The sequence below is a fragment of the Microbacterium sp. RU1D genome (assembly GCF_900156435.1).
GTDB lineage: Bacteria > Actinomycetota > Actinomycetes > Actinomycetales > Microbacteriaceae > Microbacterium.
The window spans coordinates 1,159,678-1,179,474 of record NZ_FTPQ01000001.1 but is presented as its reverse complement, the minus strand read 5'-3'; the positions used below and the strand labels follow the sequence as shown (position 1 = coordinate 1,179,474).

The following is a 19,797-nucleotide window of genomic DNA, read 5'->3' as shown; positions in this document are numbered from 1 at the left end:
GCCAGTCTAGTCGCGGGATTCCGCGGCTTCCGCCGCGAGCGGCCCGGGCTGCTCGGTCTCGAACTGTTCGTCCTCGAGGTCTTCGACCTCCTTCTCCCACGCGTCGCGCGCGAGCCGGTACCAGAGGTACAGCGCGAAGCCGGCGAAGATCGCCCATTCGGCGGCGTAGAAGATGTTGAGCCAGTTGACGCGGGAGCGTTCGTCGGGTGCGGGCGAGGCGATCGCGTCGAGCGGGCCGATCGCCGTCTGCGAGGCGACGTACTGCCGGTACACGTCGAGATCGTCGGTGTCGTGCCAGCGCCCGAGCAGCATCGCGGGCGACATCTTCACCAACGTCTGCGGGTCGGCGCCGGCGGGCGGCACGGACGGGCCCTCGTCGGAGATGAGGCGCCCGGTCACCTCGACGACGGCGGTGGGGTCGGCCTCCGCGTCGGCCTGCAGTCGCGCGGCTGCCGCGTCCGCCTGGTCTCGATCGCTGGTCCAGCCGGTCGCCACGGCGATCGAGGTCGGCTCTGCCGTGCCCGCGACGCGGAGCTGGCCCGTCACCCAGTACCCCTCGACGTCATCGTTGTAGCGCGACGACACGACGATGAAGTCGGATGCCACCCACGTACCGCTCACGTCGACCCGCTGACCGACGAGCGGCTCGGGCAGGTAGTCGCCGGGCTGAACGACATCGGCGAGTGGGCGGACGAGCTCGGTCTGCCCCGGCTCAGGCGGCGAGGTGTCGACGGCCCGCCCGAGCTGCCACTGTCCGAGCCACGCGAGCGCCCCGGCGATCACGAGGGAGAACGCCAGCAGCGCGATCCACCGCGGCCGCAGCATGACCTCCCGCAGCGTGGGCGGGAAGACCTGGGGCGGGGCGGAAGCCGTCGCGGGGGTGGACGTCATGCGGTCTCCGGTGTCAGTGCCCGTAGGGGGCGACGACGACCTCGACGCGCTGGAACTCCTTGAGGTCGGAGTACCCGGTGGTGGCCATCGACTTCTTGAGCGCGCCGATGAGGTTGGCCGTGCCGTCGGCGACGGGCGCCGGCCCGTAGAGGATCTGCTCGAGCGGACCCACGCGGTCGACCGCGACCCGGCGTCCGCGCGGCAGCTTGGCGTGGTGCGCCTCGGGACCCCAGTGGAAGCCCCGACCGGGCGCATCGGTCGCCCGTGCGAGCGCGACGCCGAGCATGACGGCATCCGCGCCCATGGCGAGGGCCTTCACGATGTCGCCGGAGGTGCCCACGCCGCCATCCGCGATGACGTGGACGTAACGTCCGCCCGACTCGTCGAGGTAGTCGCGACGGGCGCCCGCGACGTCGGCGACGGCCGTGGCCATCGGCGCGTGCAGGCCGAGGGTCGCGCGCGTGGTGGACGCCGCTCCCCCGCCGAAGCCGACGAGCACACCGGCGGCACCGGTGCGCATGAGGTGCAGCGCGGCGGTGTAGGTGGCCGCTCCTCCGACGATCACGGGAACGTCGAGGTCGTAGATGAACTTCTTGAGGTTCAGCGGCTCGGCGACGCTCGAGACGTGCTCGGCCGAGACCGTGGTGCCCCGGATGACGAAGAGGTCGACACCGGCGGCGACGACGGTCTCGTAGAGGTCGTGCGTGCGCTGCGGGGTGAGGGCGCCGGCCACGGTGACGCCGGCGGCGCGCACCTCGGCCAGGCGGTCTCGCACGAGCTCGGGCTTGATCGGCTCCGAGTAGAGCTGCTGCATCCGGCGCGTGGCGTCGGCCTCGGGGAGCGTCGCGATCTCGGCCAGGAGCGGCTCGGGATCGTCGTAGCGCGTCCACAGACCCTCGAGGTCGAGCACGCCGAGGCCGCCGAGGCGACCGAGCTCGATGGCCGTGCGCGGGCTGACCACGGAGTCCATCGGCGCGCCGAGCACGGGGATCTCGAACGGGAACGCATCGATGGTCCACGCGGTCGATACGTCTTCGGGGTTACGCGTGCGCCGCGACGGTACGACGGCGATGTCGTCGAAGGTGTAGGCGCGGCGGGCGCGCTTGGCGCGGCCGAGGTCGATCTCCATGGTCACCCGACCAGCCTACCCGCGCCCTCCGACATCCCCGTCGGATCCTCCACCGTCACGAGAAGCGGCCACAGGCGTCGACGACGGCGCATCGGCTCCCCGCAGGAGCCGCGTGAGGGGGCCGTCGAGGGCGAACAGCACGAAGCCGATCGAACCGAGCCACGGACTGAGCAGCATCGCCGCGCCGCTGATGATCACCGCACTGACGCTGGCCCGCCCCAGACGGTGGGCGTCGTCGGCCGAGAGGTCGGTGACGGCCCCGGATCGCACCGCCCGCACCCATTGCAGCCAGCCGAGCACGATCGCCAGGAAGAAGTTGACAGGCAGCAGAACACGCCCCAGAAGGAAGTCGCTGTACGTCGTGTCGAGGGATGACGTGAACGGCACCAGCACGATCAGCAGCAGGCGGACGTTGTTGATCCACATGCCCGCGTCGTCGATGCGGACGATCCACTCGAACTGGCGCACATGCGTCATCCACATCACGCACAGGATAAGGAAGCTGATGACGAAGGAGAAGAGGGGATGCGCCAGCTGCAGGAGACCCGCGACCAGATCGTCATCGGTGCGCACCGTCCCGAGCGACTGATCCGTCAGCCCGAGCACCAGCAGCGTCGCCGCGATAGCGAAGACGCCGTCGGTGAACGCCTCGGTGCGCCGTGTCGAGACCGACGACTCCGGGTGACTCCTGCGCCGGATCATGCGCTCAGCGTAGCTGCGCCACCGGAGACGACGAAGGGCCGGGCAGTCGTCTGCCCGGCCCTTCGTGAGAGCGCGTTACTTCTTGTAGTTCGGCGCCTCGACGACGATCTGCACGTCGTGCGGGTGCGATTCCTTCAGACCCGCCGACGTGATGCGGACGAACCTGCCCTTGGCCTTGAGCTCCTCGACGGTGCGCGCGCCGACGTAGAACATCGACTGACGCAGGCCGCCGATGAGCTGGTATGCGACCGCCGACACGGGCCCGCGGTAGGGGACCTGGCCCTCGATGCCCTCGGGGATGAGCTTGTCGTCGCTGGGGACGTCGGCCTGGAAGTAGCGGTCCTTCGAGTACGACGTCTTCTTGCCGCGCGTCTGCAGCGCACCCAGCGACCCCATGCCGCGGTACTGCTTGAACTGCTTGCCGCCCTGGAAGACGATCTCGCCCGGCGACTCGTCGGTGCCCGCGAGGAGCGAGCCGAGCATGACGGTGTCGGCGCCGGCGACGAGCGCCTTGGCGATGTCGCCCGAGTACTGCAGACCACCGTCGGCGATCACGGGGACACCCGCGGGGATCGCGGCCTTCGCGGCCTCGTAGATCGCGGTGACCTGGGGCACGCCGACGCCGGCGACCACGCGGGTGGTGCAGATCGAGCCCGGCCCGACGCCGACCTTCACGGCATCCACGCCCGCGTCGATGAGGGCCTGAGCGCCCTCCCGGGTCGCGACGTTGCCGCCGATAACGTCGATGTGGTCGAACGAGGCGTCGGCCTTGAGCCGGCGGACGATGTCGATGACTCCGGCCGACTGGCCGTTGGCCGTGTCGACGACCAGCACGTCGACGCCCGCGTCGCGCAGGGCCTCGGCCCGCTGCCAGGCGTCTCCGAAGAAGCCGATGGCCGCGCCCACGCGGAGGCGGCCGTGGTCGTCCTTGGTGGCGAGGGGGTACTTCTCGCTCTTGTCGAAGTCCTTGATGGTGATGAGACCGGCGAGCTTGCCGTTCTCGTCGACGAGGGGGAGCTTCTCGACGCGGTGCTTGGCGAAGGTGGCGATGACGTCGTTGGCGTGGATGCCGACGTGCCCGGTGATGAGGCCGTCCTTCGTCATGACGTCCTTGACCTTGGTGGTCTGACGCTCGAAGCCCGAGACGAAGCGCATGTCGCGGTTGGTGATGATGCCCACGAGCACGCCATCGGGGTCGACGACGGGCAGACCCGAGATGCGGTACTGCGCGCACATCGCGTCGACCTCGGCCACCGTGGCATCCGGGTTCGTGGTGATGGGGTTCGAGACCATGCCCGACTCGCTGCGCTTGACCTGGTCGACGATGCCGGCCTGGTCCTCGATCGAGAGGTTGCGGTGCACGATGCCGATGCCGCCCTGGCGGGCGATCGCGATCGCCATGCGCGCCTCAGTGACGGTGTCCATCGCGCTGGAGAGAAGAGGAGTGGCCACCGTGATGCGGCGGGTCAGCCGCGACGACGTGTCGGCCTCGCTCGGGATGACGTCGGTGTGCCCCGGCAGGAGCAGGACGTCGTCGTAGGTCAGTCCGATGAATCCGAAGGGGTCGTGCTGCTCCATGAATCCTCCTGCGCGCGCGGCGCCTGCTCGATAAAAGGACGACGTCGGCCGGTGCGCCCGGGAAGCGCTCCGCCTGGAATTCTAAAGCGTCGGCGGGCCCGGAATTGTTCCCGCCGGCCTGGCCGCTGCGCGCATGCCGGATGACACGGTTCGCTAACGACTGGGTCTGCGAAACACCGTCGACACATTACGCTCGTAGCGTCGACCGTCGAAGCTGACGGGACGACTTCGTCAGCGCTGCCGAACTGGAGACTCCGTGGGTCATTCCTCCCCCACCGCGATACGATCGCGCACCCTTTCCCGACTGGCTGTGATCGTCGCGCTCTTCGCGAGCACGATCGCCGTCCTGAGCCTGTTCTTCGCGACGCCCGCGAACGCCCAGACCACGCCCGCCCCCACCCCCTCCGCCTCGGCGGGAACGGGCGACGTCGCCACCCAGTACTCCATCGGCGGCATCATCCGCGCCGGTGACGAACCGGTCGAGGGTGTCGAGATCAGCGTCGAGGGCTCCGGCTTCTCGGAGATCGGCACCACGGGAGCCGACGGACGCTGGGCCGTCTCGGTCCCCGGGCCCGGCGCCTACACCGCGACGCTGCAGGTCGACACGCTCCCCGACGGCGTCGCCCCGCGCGACCCCGACAACGTCACGCGCGACGTGACGATCGGGACGACCAACACGGTCAACGTCCTCTTCCCCACCGGTGAGGGCACGGCCGCGTCGGGCTCGATCTGGGACACGCTGTTCTCGCGCTTCTTCTACGGCCTGAACTTCGGCCTGCTGCTCGCCCTCGCCGCGATCGGCATCTCGCTGATCTTCGGCACCACCGGCGTGAACAACTTCGCCCACGGCGAGATGCTCACCTTTGGCGCGATCATCTTCTACGTCTTCACCGCGATGGGATGGAACATCTTCCTCGCGATCCTCCTGACGGTGGCGCTCTCGGCGGCGCTCGGATGGACCCAGGATGCCGTGCTGTTCAAACCGCTGCGCAAACGCGGCGTCGGGCTCGTGCAGGTGCTCATCGTGACGATCGGTCTCTCGATCGTGCTGCGTTACCTGTACCTGTACTTCTTCGACGGCGGCACGCGCAACATCGACACCGGCATCACCGACACCGTCACGATCGGCCCGGTCACGGTCACCCTGACCTCCATCATCAGCATGGGCATCAGCGTCGTCATGCTCGGTCTCGTGGCGTACTTCCTGACCCGCACGCGCATCGGCAAGGCGACGCGCGCCGTGAGCGACAACGCCTCGCTCGCGGCCGCCTCCGGCATCAACGTCGACCGCGTGATCCGGATCGTCTGGGTGCTCGCGGGCGCTCTCACGGGCCTGTCCGGCGTACTGTACGGCCTGTACCGCGGCGTCACGTGGGACATGGGCTTCGCGATCCTGCTGCTGCTGTTCGCGGCGGTGACCCTCGGCGGTCTCGGCAGCGCCTTCGGTGCGCTCGTCGGATCGCTCATCATCGGCATCATCACGGAGTTGTCGACCATCGTCATCCCACCCGACCTGCGGTACGCGGTGGCCCTGATCGTGCTCATCGGCGTGCTGCTGTTCCGGCCGCAAGGTGTGCTCGGTCGTAAAGAGCGGATCGGCTGAGGAAGAACGACATGGACTGGCTTTCGATCTTCAACAACGCTGCGGGCGAGCTCATCAGCCCGACCACCGCGGCCTACGCCCTCGCCGCCATCGGCCTCAGCGTGCACTTCGGCTACGCGGGGCTGCTCAACTTCGGTCAGGCGGGCTTCATGGCCGTCGGTGCCTACGCCTTCGCCATCGCGACGCTGTCGTTCTCGGCCCCGGTGTGGCTCGCGATCCTCGTCGCGATCGTCGCGTCGGTGCTGTTCGCGTTCATCCTCGGCATCCCGACCCTTCGTCTGCGCGCGGACTATCTCGCGATCGTGACGATCGCCGCGGCCGAGATCGTGCGGTACGTGGTCTCCACCGTGGGTCTCACCAGCGTCACCGGTGGATCCCAGGGCCTGAACGGCTACAACCGCGAGTTCCAGGCGATCAACCCGCTGCCCGCGGGCACGTACGGCATCGGCCCGTGGACGTACTCCGCGAACGACTGGTGGGTTCGCCTGTTCGGCTGGGGCCTGGTCATCATCGCGACGATCCTCGTGTTCCTGCTCATGCGCAGCCCGTGGGGCCGCGTGGTCAAGGGCATCCGCGAAGACGAGGATGCCGTGCGCAGCCTCGGCAAGAACGTCTACTCGTACAAGATGCAGGCGCTCGTGCTCGGCGGTGTCATGGGCGGACTCGCGGGCGTGGTGTTCATCCTCCCCCGCGCCGTGCAGCCCGGTAACTACGGAACGGCCCTGACGTTCTTCATCTGGACCGCGCTCCTGCTCGGCGGGGCGGCGACGCTCCTCGGCCCGATCGTGGGCGCGATGCTCTTCTGGGTGCTGCTGTCGCTGTCGAACGGCATCATCGTGGGGCTGCGCGACGTCGGCATCCTGGGCTTCATGTCCAGCACGCAGACGGGCCAGGTGCGCTTCATCCTCGTCGGCATCGGACTGATGCTCCTCGTGATCTTCCGGCCACAGGGCATCTTCGGCAACAAGAAGGAGCTGTCGTTCAATGTCTGACACGACCGTCACCCATCCTCTCGTCAAGGGAGAGGTCCGACCCGGCTGCGAGAAGGTCGACCCGATCGTCGTCGCCGACGGCGTCACCCGCCAGTTCGGCGGCCTCAAGGCCGTCGACGTCGACCACCTCGAAATTCCGCGTGGGCAGATCACCGCCCTCATCGGCCCGAATGGCGCCGGCAAGACGACGCTGTTCAACCTCCTCACCGGCTTCGACAAGCCGAACACGGGTCGCTGGAGCTTCGAGGGCTCGAACCTCGCGAGCGTTCCCGCGTTCAAGGTGTCGCGCCGCGGGATGGTGCGCACCTTCCAGCTGACGAAGTCGCTTGGCCGACTCACCGTGCTGCAGAACATGCTGCTCGGCGCCCGCGGCCAGAAGGGCGAGAACCTGTTCCGCGCCCTCATCCCCGGCATCTGGCGGTCGCAGGAGGCCGCCAACACCGAGCGCGCCGACGACCTGCTGCGTCGGTTCAAGCTGGATGCCAAGCGTGAGGACTTCGCCGCGTCGCTGTCGGGCGGCCAGCGCAAGCTCCTCGAGATGGCGCGGGCTCTCATGAGCGACCCGAAGCTCGTCATGCTCGACGAGCCCATGGCCGGCGTGAACCCGGCCCTCACGCAGAGCCTGCTCGGCCACATCCTCGACCTGAAGAAGGAGGGGATGAGCGTTCTCTTCGTCGAGCACGACATGCACATGGTCCGTCACATCTCCGACTGGGTCGTCGTCATGGCCGAGGGTCGCGTGGTGGCCGAGGGGCCGCCGGAGACGGTCATGAGCGACCAGGCCGTGATCGACGCCTACCTCGGCGCCCACCACGACACCGACCTGGGCGACATGACCACGTCGCAGCTCGAGACCATCCAGGCCGAGGCCGCCGCGGAAGCGGAAGCGGAGCTGGTCGCCGACGAGAAAGACGGAAAGCTCTGATGACCGACACCACCGCCACGCGCACCGCGGTCCTGCGGACCGACGACCTCGTCGCCGGCTACCTGCCGGGCGTGAACATTCTCAACGGCTGCACGGTCGATGCCTACCAGGGCGACCTGATCGGCATCATCGGCCCCAACGGCGCCGGTAAGTCGACGCTGCTGAAAGCCATCTTCGGACAGGTGAAGATCCGCGGCGGCGCCGTGCTGCTCAACGGCGAGGACATCACCTCGCTGAAGGCCGACAAGCTCGTCGGCAAGGGCGTCGGCATGGTCCCGCAGAACAACAACGTGTTCCCGAGTCTGTCGATCGAAGAGAACCTGCAGATGGGGCTCTTCCAGCGCCCCAAGGTCTTCGCCGAGCGGTTCGAGTTCGTCACGGGGCTGTTCCCCGAGCTCGGCAAGCGGCGCCGTCAGCGCGCGGGGTCGCTCTCGGGCGGCGAGCGCCAGATGGTGGCCATGGGCCGCGCCCTGATGATGGACCCCTCGGTCCTGCTGCTCGACGAGCCCTCGGCCGGCCTCTCCCCCGTGCGACAGGACGAGACGTTCCTGCGCGTGGCGGAGATCAACCGCGCCGGCGTGACGATCATCATGGTCGAGCAGAACGCCCGCCGCTGCCTGCAGATCTGCCACCGCGCCTACGTGCTCGACCAGGGCAAGGACGCGTACACGGGCACGGGCCGCGAGCTGCTCACCGACCCCCGCGTCATCGAGCTGTACCTGGGCACCCTCGCCGCCGACGAGGACGCCAAGCGCGACGGAAAGGGCCCCGAGGCCTGATCCGCCGCCGATACACCGCGAGTGCGGCGCTCACCCTGGTGGGCGCCGCACTCGCGGCATGTTCGACCTCCCCGCCACAGCCGTCGCCGTCCACCGCCCCCTCGCTCGAGGTCGCCCTCGTGCAGCAGCGCGGCGACATCGCCGTCGACCGCGTGCAGCTGCGCGTGACGAACACCTCGGCGGCTTCGACGACGATCACCGCGGCATCCTTCTCCTCCCCCGTCCTCGACGGCTCCGCGGACTGGGATGCCGGGAGGCCGACGACGCTCGCTCCGGGGCGCACCGTGGATCTCCCCGTGTTCCTCCCCGCCATCCGCTGCACCGACGCCCCGGAGGCGCCCGAGGCGACGCTGACGGCCGACGGCGCGAGGACAACCGTCCCCCTCTCCGACGACCTCGACGTGCTGCAGCGCGCGAGCGCGACCGCGTGCGACCGTGCGGAGCTGGCATCCGTGGTGCAGGTCACGGCCGCGGAGGCCGTCGCAGCCCCCGACCGCTCGATCACCTTGCGTCTGGCCGTCGAGCCGGCCCGGAACGGAGAGGGGACGGCCGACCTCGTCGCCCTGCGCGGGACGGTACTGCTGCGCTTCGCCGCCGGGTCGGAGGCGCCGCTGGACGTGCGCGTGGCCGCGGGCGATGCGCCGTCCGTCGTCGAGGTCGCCGTGGTGCCGCAGCGCTGCGACGCGCACGCCATCGCCGAAGACAAGGTCGGAACGCTCTTCGACCTCGTCGCCCGCGTCGACGGACGGGAGGTCGTCGTCCCGCTCGAGCGCTCGAAGGACGTCGCCGACGCGCTGCTCGTGCTCACCGCGCAGGTGTGCGGTCTGACCCCCGCGGGCTGAGCAACCGAGGCGCCCTCGGCGGGTGTCCGCCCCGGGGCGCGATCGTCCCACCGCTCGGCACGCGCGCGGGCTGAGCGACCGAGCCGCCCCGACGGCTTTCCGTCCCGGGGCGCGATCGCCCGGCGTTGCCGCCGGGGGTATGCGAAAGGGCCCGGATCCGAAGATCCGGGCCCTTCGCGTGGCGTCAGGTCACTCGTTGAGCGAACCGAACTCCGTGTTCAGCAGGGTGTACTTGTTGTCGGCACCGTACTGGTAGATACCGATGTAGGCCTCGGTCGGGTCGCCGTTCTCGTCGAACGTGATCGGGCCGGAGACACCGTCGTAGTCGATGTCCGTGCCGTCGTTGATCAGCGCGAGGCAGTCGGCGAAGGTCGTGCACTTCTCGCCGCCCTCGGTGACCGACTGCATGTTGTCGCGGATCGCGGTACCCGAGTCGTCCTTCGCCTGCGCCGCGGCCAGGGCTGCGACGATGACCGCGTCGTAGGACTCCGGCGCGTAGCTGAAGTCGGTCAGCGCGGGGTCGATTTCCTTGAGACGCGACTGGAAGTCCGTGTCGGCGGGGTTGCCGGGCAGCGTGCCCTTCGCACCCTCGAGCGTGCCGGCCGGGAACTCGTACGAGTTCGACAGGTTGCCGTCGACGAAGTAGACCTTCGACGCCGCGTAACCCTGCGTGCTGACCAGCTGCGGGATGATCGAGGAAGTCTCCTCGAAGGCGATGACGGCGATCGCGTCGGGCTGGGCGGCCAGCAGCTGGTCGACCTGCGACGTGAAGACCGTGTCACCCGGGTTGTAGGGGACGGCGACCGAGACCTCGCCGCCGGCGGCCTCGATGGCCGTCGTCGCGTTGTCCTTCAGGCCGGTGCCGTACGGGTCGTTGATGTAGATGATGCCCACGTTGGCGGCACCGTCTCCGACCATCAGGTTGCCGAGCACGCGGCCCTGCAGCACGTCGGAGGGGGCGGTGCGCCAGTAGTACCCGTCGTCGGCGTACGTGGTGAAGTCGGGCGAGGTGTTGGCCGGCGAGATCTGGACGATGCCCGCGTTGACCAGCTGGTCGACGAACGTGAACGACACGCCCGACGACGCCGCACCGATGACGACGTCGGCCCCGGCGCTGACGAGCTCGGTCGCCGACTGGGTGGCGATGTCGGTCGTGGTGTCGCCCGAGTCGCGCTCGGTCAGGGTGGTGTCGAAGGGGAACGCGTCTCCCGTGGCCTCGATGTCCTGGATGGCGAGCTTCACACCGGCGACCTCGGGCGGGCCGAGGAAGGCGAGGTTACCCGTGGCAGGCAGGATCGTGCCGACGCTGAACGTGCCGTCGGCCTCGGACACGGCGCCACCGCCCGACGATGCACTCGGTGCAGCGGCATCGTTGCCGCCACCGGAGCATCCGGCGAGGACGAGCGCGCTGGCGCCGACCAGGGCGATGCCGCCGAGGATTTTGGCGCTGCGCGTGCGCGAAATGACGTTCATAGTGCTCCTTGCTGTGAATGAACGTTGGGCGACCCTATGGGCCACCTGGTGTCCTAAACCTAATCGGCGGCGCATTTTCCGCGTGTTGCCGTTCGTTAACGATGTGCGTCGAAGCGGTCACGGCCGCATAACGGTTCAGCCCGCGTCTTGACGGCGACCCGAAAAGAACCGGAGTCGCCGGACCCGGAACGAAAAAGCGGCCGGATCGAGCAGCGTGGACGAGGAAATGCGGTCCCGAGGTCCCCATCGTGGCATCCGTCGGTGACATTGTCTGTCGACCGAAAGGAGGACGCGACGGTGGGTGTCAGACCGGTTCGACGACGTCTTGCACCACGCGCCGATGCCGCCGCGCGGCCACGACGGAGTCGACGCTCAGCATCACCAGCGCGACCCACACCAGGGCGAACCCCACCCACCGTTCGAACGTCATGGGCTCGTGAAGCACCCATACGCCGATGACGAACTGGATGATCGGTGCGACGAACTGCAGCAGACCGATCACGGTGAGGGGCACGCGGCGAGCGCCCGACGCGAACAGCAGCAGCGGCACGGCCGTGACCGCGCCGGCGAGCAGGAGCAGGACGGTGTGCAGCACCCCCTCGGTCCCGAGCGTGATGCCGGAGAGGTTCGCGACGAACACCAGCTGGATCGCCGCGACCGGCAGCAACCAGAGCGACTCGAGGGTCAGCCCGCTGACGGCATCCACCGCTGGCCCGATCTGCTTCTTCACCAGTCCGTAGAAGCCGAACGAGAACGCCAGAGTCAGCGCGATCCAGGGGAAGGCGCCGTACCCGACGACGATCACCACGACCGCCCCCGCCGCGATGCCCACCGCGATCCACGGCAGCACCCGCAAACGCTCGCGGAGCACGATCACACCGAGCAGCACCGTCACGATCGGGTTGATGAAGTAACCCAGGCTCGTCTCGATGACGCGATCGGTGAGCGCCCCGAAGAGGTAGGTCTGCCAGTTGACGTAGATGAGGACGCCCGCCACGGCCGTCAGTCCCATGAGGCGCGGCTGCCGGACGATGGCGAGGAACGGACGCCACATGCGCAGCACGGTCAGCAGCAGCAGGCAGAAGACGAAGGCGAGGATGATGCGCCACGCGACGACCTCGAAGGGACCGGTCGGCTTCAGCTGGAGGAAGTAGATGGGCAGGAAGCCCCACAGGAGGTAGGCGCCCAGCGCGTACAGCGCGCCGCGGGTACTCCCGCCGGTCGGAGCGGAGGAAGCGGGGGTCACCGGCTCAGCCTACGCGCGGCGCGGGCGCTCGGACGGTCGCCCGTCCGCGCATTCCTGCCATCGAGCGAGGAGCACCGGTGCGCGTTCTCACCCTCGCGGGAACGACGAAGGCCCCGGATGCCGAGCACCCGGGGCCTTCGATCGAGTCACGCGATCAGCGGACGACGACCGCCAGGACGTCGCGAGCCGAGAGCACGAGGTACTCCTCGGCGCCGAACTTGACCTCGGTGCCGCCGTACTTGCTGTAGAGCACGCGGTCGCCGACGGCGACGTCGAGGGGGACACGGTTGCCGTTGTCGTCGATGCGGCCGGGGCCGACGGCGACGACTTCGCCCTCCTGCGGCTTCTCCTTGGCGGTGTCGGGGATGACCAGACCACTCGCGGTGGTCTGCTCAGCCTCGACCTGCTTGATGACGATGCGGTCCTCGAGCGGCTTGATGGAAACCGACACGGTCTACCTCTTCTTTCTCGTTACAGAAGACTTGTCAGCACTCACGCGGGGAGAGTGCTAATTCGAGTGTAGAGAAGCGCTGGCACTCATGCAACGCGAGTGCCAGCACAATCACCCACCTAGGCTGGATCGGGTGGACACCTCCGAGCTGACCGCCCTGCTCACGCCCGACGGCCTGCGCCTGCTCGACGAGGTCGGCCCGATCGCATCCACCGACGACGCCGCGCGCGCTGTGTCACGGCTGCGGGCGGCGGGCCACTCCCCCGACCTCGTGTCGGCGGTCGTCGGCCAGGCCCGGCTCCGGGTCCGCGCGACTGCGAAGTTCGGCGCCTTCGCCGAGCGCATGCTCTTCACCCGCGCCGGGCTCGAGCAGGCCACGCGCCTGTCGATCGCCGCGCGTCACGCCGGACGCTTCCGCGCGGCGGGCATCTCGAGCGTGGCCGACCTCGGCTGCGGCATCGGCGGTGACGCCCTCGGGCTGGCGGGGCTCGGCATCCGGGTGCACGCTGTCGACGCCGACGAGGTGACCGCCGCCATTGCTGCCTACAACCTCGCGCCGTTCGGCGACACCGCGACGGTCGCGCACGCGCGCGCCGAAGACGTCGACCTGACGGGGACGGATGCCGTGTGGCTCGATCCCGCGCGCCGCACGGCGGGCCACTCCGAGACGCGCCAGGTCGCATCCAGCGAGTGGTCACCCTCGCTCGAGTGGGTGTTCGAGCTGCTGCGGCGCACGCCGGGCGGGGTGAAGCTGGGGCCCGGATTCGACCGCGCGCTGATCCCCGACGACGTGGAGGCGCAGTGGATCAGCGCCGACGGTTCGACGATCGAACTGGTGCTGTGGGCGGGAGCGCTCGCCCGCGACGGCGTGCGACGCGCGGCCCTCGTCGTGCGCGGCGGCGACGCGTGGGAGCTGACGGCTCCGGCCGACAGCCCCGACGCCGAGCAGCGGGAGCTGGGCGCCTTCGTGCACGAGCCCGACGGCGCTGTCATCCGGGCGCGGCTGATCGGCGAGGTCGCCCGTGCGCTCGAGGCGGGGATGCTGTCGCCCGGCATCGCCTACCTCACCTCGGATGCCGCGCTGACGAGCCCCTTCGTGCAGTCGTTCCGCGTGAGGGAAGAACTCCCCGCCGATCCCAAGAAGCTCGGCCAGGCGCTGCGGGCGCGGGGGATCGGAACGCTCGAGATCAAGAAGCGCGGCGTCGACGTCGACCCCGCGGTCCTGCGCAAGAAGCTGTCCCTGCGCGGCGAGGAAGCCGCGACGCTCCTGCTCACCCGGGTCGGCTCCCGCCGTCTGGCGCTGCTGGCGGACCGCGTCTGACCCCCGAGGCCCCGACGTCGGTCAGCCGACGGCGAGCTGCGAGAAGCCCCAGACGAGCCACCCGGCGCTGAAGGCCACGGCCAGCAGCGACAGGGACAGCGCCCAGCCGGCCACCCGCCGACTGTCGTGCGCGCGCCGCAACGAGATCGCGGTGAGGATCGCCCCGGCCACACCGAGGGGCAGGAGCCACCCCGTGATGAGCGCCGCGGCAAGCGCGAGGATCGCCACCGCGAGCGCCCAGGGCGCCAGCGACGGCGGGGGCTTCGGCGCGGGCGGAACGTACGGGATGAGGTGATCGCCGAAGGCCGCCATCTCGAGCTGCGCGGTCGGGAGGCGTTCGGGGTCGTCATCCGCGACCTCGGGGCGCTCCCCCGCGGGCACCATCCACGGCCGACGCGGGTCGACGGGCGCCGCGGTGGGCTCGGGTGCCTCCTGGCGCGTCCTGCGCGTGGGCGGTGACGGATCCGTCATGGCGCCGGGGCCTCGGCATCCGGGTCTTCGGCGACCTGGATCTCGGTCACGGGCAGGGTGGAATCGGCACCGAACGCGAGGGTCGACGGCCGCCGACCCGACGAGATGAGCTCGGCCGCGAGGGCGGCGATCATGGCGCCGTTGTCGGTGCACAGCCGCAGCGGCGGGATGCGCACGGCGACCCCCGCGGCCGCCGCGCGCTCGATCGCGACGTCGCGCAGTCGCTTGTTGGCAATCACGCCGCCGCCCAGCAGGAGTCGCGGCACGCTGAAGCGCTCGCAGGCGTCGAGGGCCTTGGTGACGAGGACGTCCACGACGGCTTCGCGGAACGAGGCCGCGACGTCGGCGACGGGAACCGCCTCCCCCGTGGCCTCGTGCTGCTCGACCCACCGCGCGACGGCGGTCTTGAGTCCCGAGAACGAGAAGTCGTAGCGGTGGGATGCCATGTCGGAAGCGCGCGAGAGGCCCCGCGGGAAGCGGATCGCCGTGGGGTCGCCGCTCGCCGCGGCGCGATCGATCTCGGGGCCGCCGGGGTACGGCAGCTTCAGCAGACGCGCGACCTTGTCGAAGGCCTCGCCCGCGGCGTCATCCATCGTCTCGCCGAGCAGCTCGACGTCGCTCGTGAGATCGCGCACCAGGAGCAGCGAGGTGTGGCCGCCGCTGACCAGCAGCGCTACCGTGGGGTATTCGAGCTCCCCGGCCTCGGCGTCGAGGATGTCGGCGGCGATGTGACCGACGAGGTGATTGACGGCGTAGAGCGGCTTGTCGAGGGCGACCGCGAGCCCCTTGGCAGCCCCCACCCCGACCATCAAGGCCCCGGCGAGTCCGGGACCGCTCGTCACGGCGACCGCGTCGAGATCGGCGAGGGTCACACCCGCTTCGGCGAGCGCGGCGTCGATTGAGGGCTGTAAGGCTTCGAGGTGGGCGCGCGCGGCGACCTCGGGGACCACGCCGCCGTAGCGCGAGTGCTCGTCCATGCTCGAGGCGATGGTGTTGCTCAACAGCGTGCGGCCGCGCACGATGCCGATTCCGGTCTCGTCGCAGCTGGTCTCGATGCCGAGCACGAGGGGCGCGTCCATCAGCACCATCCCTTTCCGGTGGGCGACGAGGTCGCGGGGTCGGCTGACGCGTCCGACGCCGCGGCACCGGATGCCGCGATGCCGGTGGTCTCGGCGCGCCGTGCGGCCCACCCCCGCAGGTCGAGCTGCATCACAATCGCGTCGACGTCGTCGGGCTGGTAGTACCGCGGCCGGCGTCCGACCTCGGCGAACCCCTCGGACAGGTACAGCGCCTGCGCCACCGGGTTGTCGGCGCGCACCTCGAGGAAGACGTCGTGCACGCCGCGCCGGACGGCCTCCTCCAGCAGGGTGCGCAGCAGGGCCCGCCCGCGGCCGCCGCCGCGCGCGGCCGCTCCGATCGTGATGGTCTGGATGTCGGCATCCCGCGCCCCGCGCACCGCGCGCAGACCCGCGTAGCCCACGAGCCGCCCGGCCTCCTCGACGACGACGTAGAAGCCGTGCGGTGACGCGAGCTCCTCGCGCATCATGGCGGCGCTCCAGGCATCCGTGGGGAACGACGTGCGCTCCAGGTCCATGATCGCGTCGAGGTCGGCGCCCGTGGCGGCGCGCGTCGACATCAGCTGACCCGCTTCGGGGCGTGGGCGGCGACCACGTCGGGGCTGCGCAGGTAGAGCGGTTCCGCCCCGGCGAGCGTGCGGCCGGCATCCAGCGCGCGCGCGGCGACGAGCGCGATCATCGCGGCGGAGACGCTCGAGGCGTCGTACCGCCGCGCGCCGGCCTCGTCGAGACGGGCGTCGAGGCCGTCACGGGGGCTGAGCGCGGCGTCGGAGAGGCGCACGGGCAGCCCGTCGTCGTCGAGTCCGTCGTAGACGCTGAAGGCGAACTCGCGCCGTCGCGCGTCGGTGACCACGGCGAAACGCCCCGTCTCGGTTCCCGTGAGGGCGTCGGCGAGCAGGACGCCGAGGGCGATGCCGTCGTGACTCGGGACGGGCACCGTCGGGACGCCGCGCCCCAGCGCGTACACGCGGGCCGTGGCGATGCCCACGCGCAGCCCCGTGAAGGGTCCCGGGCCCATACCGACCGCGACGTGGGTGGGGGCGGGAGCGGCGACGGCGACGCGGCGCAGCAGATCCCCGATGACCTCGGCGTGCCCGAGCGGGTTGGCGCTCTGCTCGTCGGCGAGCACCTCGCCGTCACGCGCGATCGCCGCGACGGCGGTGCCGAGCGAGGTGTCGATGCCCAAGATCACCGTTCCAGGGTATCCGGCGCCTCCGACGCCCGCGCCCACGGCATCCGCCGGCCCGTCCGCTCCGAACAGAGGACATGGATGCCGCGGACCTGGGGCTTCGCCGGATGGTCGTCCCCACCGGGGTCGGCCCTCTCTCGGTGCGCGCCGGGCGGGCGTCAGGGAGCCCCGTCGCCACCGTGCTGCTGCACGGGGCCGCGGGATCGTGGGCCACGTGGGCGCCCATGATCGCCGCGTCCGACGGCATCGGGCTGCCCCTGTCGGACATCGTCGCGATCGACCTGCCCGGATGGGGCGAGTCGCCGGGCCCCGTGCCCGACCCGGCCGATCTGGCCGTGGCCGTCGCGGCGGTCGCGCGGGCGATGGGCTATCCCCGCTGGCGCGTGGCGGGACACTCGCTGGGAGGGGTGATCGCGCTCGACGTCGCGGCCCGCTTCCCCGCCGAGACCGTCGCCGTGGGCGTCGTCTCGCCGAGCGGCGCCGGTGCCCGCGCGGTGGTGCGGCGTCCCCTCGTCGGAGGGGTTCGCCTCCCCTGGCTCGCCGGGATGGTCGTGGCCATGCGAGTGCTGCGGGCGCTCGGCCCCCTCGCGCGGCCGCTGCTGCGCCTGCTCCGGCGCACGGGGGCGCTGCGCACCCTCGCCCGGCCGCTGTTCCGGCATCCGGAGCGGGTCGACCCGGCCGTGAGCGCGGCGCTCGCCGACGAGATCCGCCCTTCGGCCTTCCTGTCCGCAGCGCGCCTGTCGCGCACGCACGACGACGGCGTGTGGCGGCGCATCGCCTGCCCGGTGCGATCGGTGCGCGGAGAGCACGACGTCTTCGTCGCGGCGGCCGACGCCCGCGCGTGGGGCCGCCTCATGCGCGACTTCGACGACCGTGTACTGGAAGACAGCGGGCACTTCGCCCACGTCGAGCAGCCCGTGGAGACCCTGCGGGCGCTCCGCGAGGTGTGGGCGGCCGCGCGGACGCCGCAGGGGGAGCGAGCGCGCCGGGGGAAGAGGCCGATGCCGGGACCCGCGACGCCGACGGCGTGACGCGCGGCGCGCCCGACGTCAGGGTCGGCGCGTGATCGTGACGGTGCGCGGGGCGTCGGCGTCGAGCTCGACGGTGTGCACGGCGATCTCGCCGCAGGCGTTGTCGACGCCGCGGCCGCCGGTCTGCCGCGAGATCTCGATCTCCCACCAGGCGTCGGCAAGGTACTCGGCGACGCCGCGCCCCCACTCCACAATCACCGCGCTGTGGGCCACGTCGATGTCGAGGTCGTCGAGCTCCACCGCGGCGCCGAGCCGGTAGGCATCCACGTGCACCAGCGGCGTCCCCCCGATGAGCGAGGGGTGCGTGCGCGCGATCACGAACGTGGGGCTCTGCACGGGCCCCCGGATGCCGAGTCCCTCTCCGATGCCGCGCGTCAGCGTCGTCTTGCCCGCACCAAGCGGACCCGTGAGCACCACGACGTCGCCCGGCTCGAGCGCGCGACCGATCCGCCGGCCCAACTCCTTCATGTCGGCGGGGGCCTCGATGACCCGTTCGCCCAGCAGCGCCTCCGGAACGCTCACGCGTGCACCTCCCGTCGGGGGACGCGCGCCCCGACGCGCGTGACGATCTCATAGTCGATGGTGTCGGCGGCATCCGCCCAGTCGCGGGCCGACGGCACGCCCAGCGTCGGGTCGCCGAACAGCACGACCTCGTCGCCGACGGCCACGGGGTGATCGCCGACGTCGACGACGAACTGGTCCATCGCGATGCGCCCGGCGACCGTGAACCGACGCCCGTTGATCGACACGGGCCCGCGGCCGGAAGCCTGGCGCGGGACGCCGTCGGCGTAGCCGAGCGGCACGAGGGCCAGCGTCGTGTCGGCCGGCGTGCGGTAGTCGTAGCCGTACGAGACGCCGGTTCCCGCGGGCACGCGCCGTACGGCCGCCACGGCGCCGCGCAACGTCATCGCGGGCCGCAGCCCGAGGTCGGCGGGCGTGCGGTCGTCGAAGGGCGAAACGCCGTAGATGCCGATGCCGATGCGCACGCAGCCGAGACGTGCTTCGGGCAGGGCGATCGCGGCGTTGGTCGCGGCGATGTGCCGCAGCGGCGGCCGCAGTCCCATCGACGCCGCCAGCACGACGCCCTCCTCGAACCGGGCGAGCGCCGCACGGTCGTCGGCGAGGCTGGTGTTCGACAGGTGCGAGAACAGCCCGACCACCCGCAGTCGTCCGATGCGCTCGAGGCGCGCCGCCTCCGAGAACACCACGCGCCAGTCCGCCGGGGGGATTCCGTTGCGCGAGAGGCCCGTCTCGATCTTCAGGTGCACCGCCGCGGGACGGTCCTCCGTCGCCGCGCGACCGGCGCGCAGCAGCTGGTCGAGGTCGGAGATGCCCAGTTCGACCTCCTCGCGCACGGCCTCCGCGAACGACGCGCCCGGCGCATGCAGCCAGGCGAACAGCGGAGCCCGGATGCCGGCGCGCCGCAGCGCGAGCGCCTCCGACATGTCCGAGACGCCGATGCGCGCGGCCCCGCCGCGCAGCGCGGCGAGCGCGGCGCGGTGGGCCCCGTGTCCGTAGCCCTCCGCCTTGACCACCGCGATCACCTCGGCGCGAGTGAGCGCGCGCAGGTGCCGCACGTTCTCGGTGATCGCGTCGACGTCGATCAGCGCTTCGCGCAGGACGCCCGGTGCCATCGTCATGCGGTGTCCTCTCGGGTCGGAAGGGGAACGGATTCCGGGTCGCTCCGCTCCGCGGCGATGGCGGGTGCCGCGGGCGCTGGCGTCGAGGACGGCACCGCTTCGGCGATCACGTAGGCCGTCGCGAGCCCCGCATCGTGCGACATCGACAGGTGCAGCGCGGTGATCCCTCGAGCGGCGACGGTCGCCCCGGTCTCGCCCCGTAGCGCGAAGACGGGGCGCCCGGAAGGCTCCGAGGCGATCTCGATGTCGGTCCAGTGCACGCCGTCCGACCCGCCCAGGGCTTTGATGAGCGCCTCCTTCGCCGCGTACCGCGCGGCGAGCGATCGTGGCTTCAGCACGCGCTCCGCGGGGGCGAACAGGCGCGCGAGAAGCCGCGGCGTCCGCGCGAGGTGCTGTTCGAACCGCGGCACGTCGACCAGGTCGACGCCGATTCCGACGATCATGCGGCCTCCTCCCGG

General features: G+C 70.9%; 21 protein-coding genes. 7 read left to right on the top strand and 14 right to left on the bottom strand.

Annotated elements, in window-relative coordinates:
* Positions 1 to 6 precede the first annotated feature (6 nt).
* The 4 genes from B0B15_RS05380 to guaB form a co-directional block, all read right to left on the bottom strand.
* Positions 7 to 891, bottom strand: a complete 885-nt coding sequence (locus B0B15_RS05380) for an SURF1 family protein (protein ID WP_083708876.1) — start codon at positions 889 to 891, stop codon at positions 7 to 9.
* 13 nt (positions 892 to 904) lie between these two features.
* Positions 905 to 2,020, bottom strand: coding sequence for a GuaB3 family IMP dehydrogenase-related protein (locus B0B15_RS05375; RefSeq protein ID WP_076673877.1), 1,116 nt, complete (start codon positions 2,018 to 2,020; stop codon positions 905 to 907).
* Positions 2,021 to 2,035: 15 nt separating this feature from the next.
* Positions 2,036 to 2,722, bottom strand: a complete 687-nt coding sequence (locus B0B15_RS05370; protein WP_076673875.1) for a TMEM175 family protein — start codon at positions 2,720 to 2,722, stop codon at positions 2,036 to 2,038.
* A gap of 75 nt (positions 2,723 to 2,797) precedes the next feature.
* A complete protein-coding gene (gene guaB / locus B0B15_RS05365) occupies positions 2,798 to 4,300 on the bottom strand; it encodes an IMP dehydrogenase (protein WP_076673873.1) in 1,503 nt (500 codons plus the stop codon).
* A 310-nt stretch (positions 4,301 to 4,610) separates the two neighbouring features.
* On the opposite strand from guaB, the gene B0B15_RS05360 reads away from it, so the two are divergent.
* The 5 genes from B0B15_RS05360 to B0B15_RS05340 are packed head-to-tail and all read left to right on the top strand — an operon-like array spanning position 4,611 to position 9,441.
* On the top strand, positions 4,611 to 5,903 hold the full coding sequence (locus B0B15_RS05360; protein WP_256334184.1) for a branched-chain amino acid ABC transporter permease: 1,293 nt from the start codon (positions 4,611 to 4,613) through the stop codon (positions 5,901 to 5,903).
* A gap of 11 nt (positions 5,904 to 5,914) precedes the next feature.
* Positions 5,915 to 6,895 carry a branched-chain amino acid ABC transporter permease gene (locus B0B15_RS05355; RefSeq protein ID WP_076673869.1) on the top strand — a complete coding sequence of 327 codons (981 nt, stop codon included), beginning with the start codon at positions 5,915 to 5,917 and terminating at the stop codon, positions 6,893 to 6,895.
* Positions 6,888 to 7,820, top strand: coding sequence for an ABC transporter ATP-binding protein (locus tag B0B15_RS05350; RefSeq protein WP_076673867.1), 933 nt, complete (start codon positions 6,888 to 6,890; stop codon positions 7,818 to 7,820). The genes B0B15_RS05355 and B0B15_RS05350 overlap by 8 nt, the downstream gene beginning before the upstream one ends.
* Entirely contained in the window at positions 7,820 to 8,599 is a 780-nt protein-coding gene (locus tag B0B15_RS05345) for an ABC transporter ATP-binding protein (RefSeq protein ID WP_076673865.1), read from the top strand. The genes B0B15_RS05350 and B0B15_RS05345 overlap by 1 nt, the downstream gene beginning before the upstream one ends.
* Positions 8,600 to 8,637: 38 nt before the next feature.
* Positions 8,638 to 9,441 (top strand): hypothetical protein, encoded by an 804-nt coding sequence (locus B0B15_RS05340; RefSeq protein WP_076673863.1) that lies wholly within the window; start codon positions 8,638 to 8,640, stop codon positions 9,439 to 9,441.
* 189 nt (positions 9,442 to 9,630) lie between these two features.
* On the opposite strand, the gene B0B15_RS05335 is transcribed toward B0B15_RS05340, so the two are convergent.
* The 3 genes from B0B15_RS05335 to groES form a co-directional block, all read right to left on the bottom strand.
* On the bottom strand, positions 9,631 to 10,914 hold the full coding sequence (locus B0B15_RS05335; protein WP_076673861.1) for an ABC transporter substrate-binding protein: 1,284 nt from the start codon (positions 10,912 to 10,914) through the stop codon (positions 9,631 to 9,633).
* 304 nt (positions 10,915 to 11,218) lie between these two features.
* Positions 11,219 to 12,160, bottom strand: a complete 942-nt coding sequence (rarD, locus tag B0B15_RS05330; protein WP_076673859.1) for an EamA family transporter RarD — start codon at positions 12,158 to 12,160, stop codon at positions 11,219 to 11,221.
* A 154-nt stretch (positions 12,161 to 12,314) separates the two neighbouring features.
* Complete coding sequence (gene groES / locus B0B15_RS05325) at positions 12,315 to 12,611, bottom strand: co-chaperone GroES (RefSeq protein ID WP_013583903.1); 297 nt, start codon at positions 12,609 to 12,611, stop codon at positions 12,315 to 12,317.
* Positions 12,612 to 12,744: 133 nt separating this feature from the next.
* Here groES and B0B15_RS05320 point away from each other — a divergent pair, with 133 nt between their 5' ends.
* The gene (locus B0B15_RS05320) at positions 12,745 to 13,932 is read left to right on the top strand and encodes a THUMP-like domain-containing protein (protein ID WP_076673857.1); all 1,188 of its coding nucleotides are present in this window, start codon (positions 12,745 to 12,747) and stop codon (positions 13,930 to 13,932) included.
* Positions 13,933 to 13,953: 21 nt separating this feature from the next.
* Here B0B15_RS05320 and B0B15_RS05315 read toward each other — a convergent pair whose 3' ends face one another.
* Genes B0B15_RS05315 through tsaB form a run of 4 tightly spaced genes read right to left on the bottom strand, consistent with a single transcriptional unit; the run spans position 13,954 to position 16,671 of the window.
* On the bottom strand, positions 13,954 to 14,403 hold the full coding sequence (locus B0B15_RS05315) for a hypothetical protein (RefSeq protein ID WP_143016336.1): 450 nt from the start codon (positions 14,401 to 14,403) through the stop codon (positions 13,954 to 13,956).
* Entirely contained in the window at positions 14,400 to 15,482 is a 1,083-nt protein-coding gene (tsaD, locus tag B0B15_RS05310) for a tRNA (adenosine(37)-N6)-threonylcarbamoyltransferase complex transferase subunit TsaD (protein WP_076675199.1), read from the bottom strand. The genes B0B15_RS05315 and tsaD overlap by 4 nt, the downstream gene beginning before the upstream one ends.
* The gene (gene rimI, locus B0B15_RS05305) at positions 15,482 to 16,039 is read right to left on the bottom strand and encodes a ribosomal protein S18-alanine N-acetyltransferase (RefSeq protein WP_076673853.1); all 558 of its coding nucleotides are present in this window, start codon (positions 16,037 to 16,039) and stop codon (positions 15,482 to 15,484) included. Before rimI ends, tsaD begins: the two co-directional genes overlap by 1 nt.
* Complete coding sequence (tsaB, locus tag B0B15_RS05300) at positions 16,039 to 16,671, bottom strand: tRNA (adenosine(37)-N6)-threonylcarbamoyltransferase complex dimerization subunit type 1 TsaB (RefSeq protein WP_076673851.1); 633 nt, start codon at positions 16,669 to 16,671, stop codon at positions 16,039 to 16,041. The genes rimI and tsaB overlap by 1 nt, the downstream gene beginning before the upstream one ends.
* A gap of 74 nt (positions 16,672 to 16,745) precedes the next feature.
* Here tsaB and B0B15_RS05295 point away from each other — a divergent pair, with 74 nt between their 5' ends.
* Positions 16,746 to 17,699: an alpha/beta fold hydrolase gene (locus tag B0B15_RS05295; RefSeq protein WP_083708875.1), complete on the top strand. Its 954-nt coding sequence runs from the start codon at positions 16,746 to 16,748 to the stop codon at positions 17,697 to 17,699.
* Positions 17,700 to 17,717: 18 nt separating this feature from the next.
* On the opposite strand, the gene tsaE is transcribed toward B0B15_RS05295, so the two are convergent.
* Genes tsaE through B0B15_RS05280 form a run of 3 tightly spaced genes read right to left on the bottom strand, consistent with a single transcriptional unit; the run spans position 17,718 to position 19,782 of the window.
* Positions 17,718 to 18,221, bottom strand: coding sequence for a tRNA (adenosine(37)-N6)-threonylcarbamoyltransferase complex ATPase subunit type 1 TsaE (tsaE, locus tag B0B15_RS05290; RefSeq protein WP_371113236.1), 504 nt, complete (start codon positions 18,219 to 18,221; stop codon positions 17,718 to 17,720).
* Complete coding sequence (gene alr / locus B0B15_RS05285; protein WP_076673849.1) at positions 18,218 to 19,339, bottom strand: alanine racemase; 1,122 nt, start codon at positions 19,337 to 19,339, stop codon at positions 18,218 to 18,220. The genes tsaE and alr overlap by 4 nt, the downstream gene beginning before the upstream one ends.
* Positions 19,336 to 19,782, bottom strand: a complete 447-nt coding sequence (locus B0B15_RS05280; RefSeq protein WP_083708873.1) for a holo-ACP synthase — start codon at positions 19,780 to 19,782, stop codon at positions 19,336 to 19,338. Before B0B15_RS05280 ends, alr begins: the two co-directional genes overlap by 4 nt.
* Positions 19,783 to 19,797: the final 15 nt, after the last annotated feature.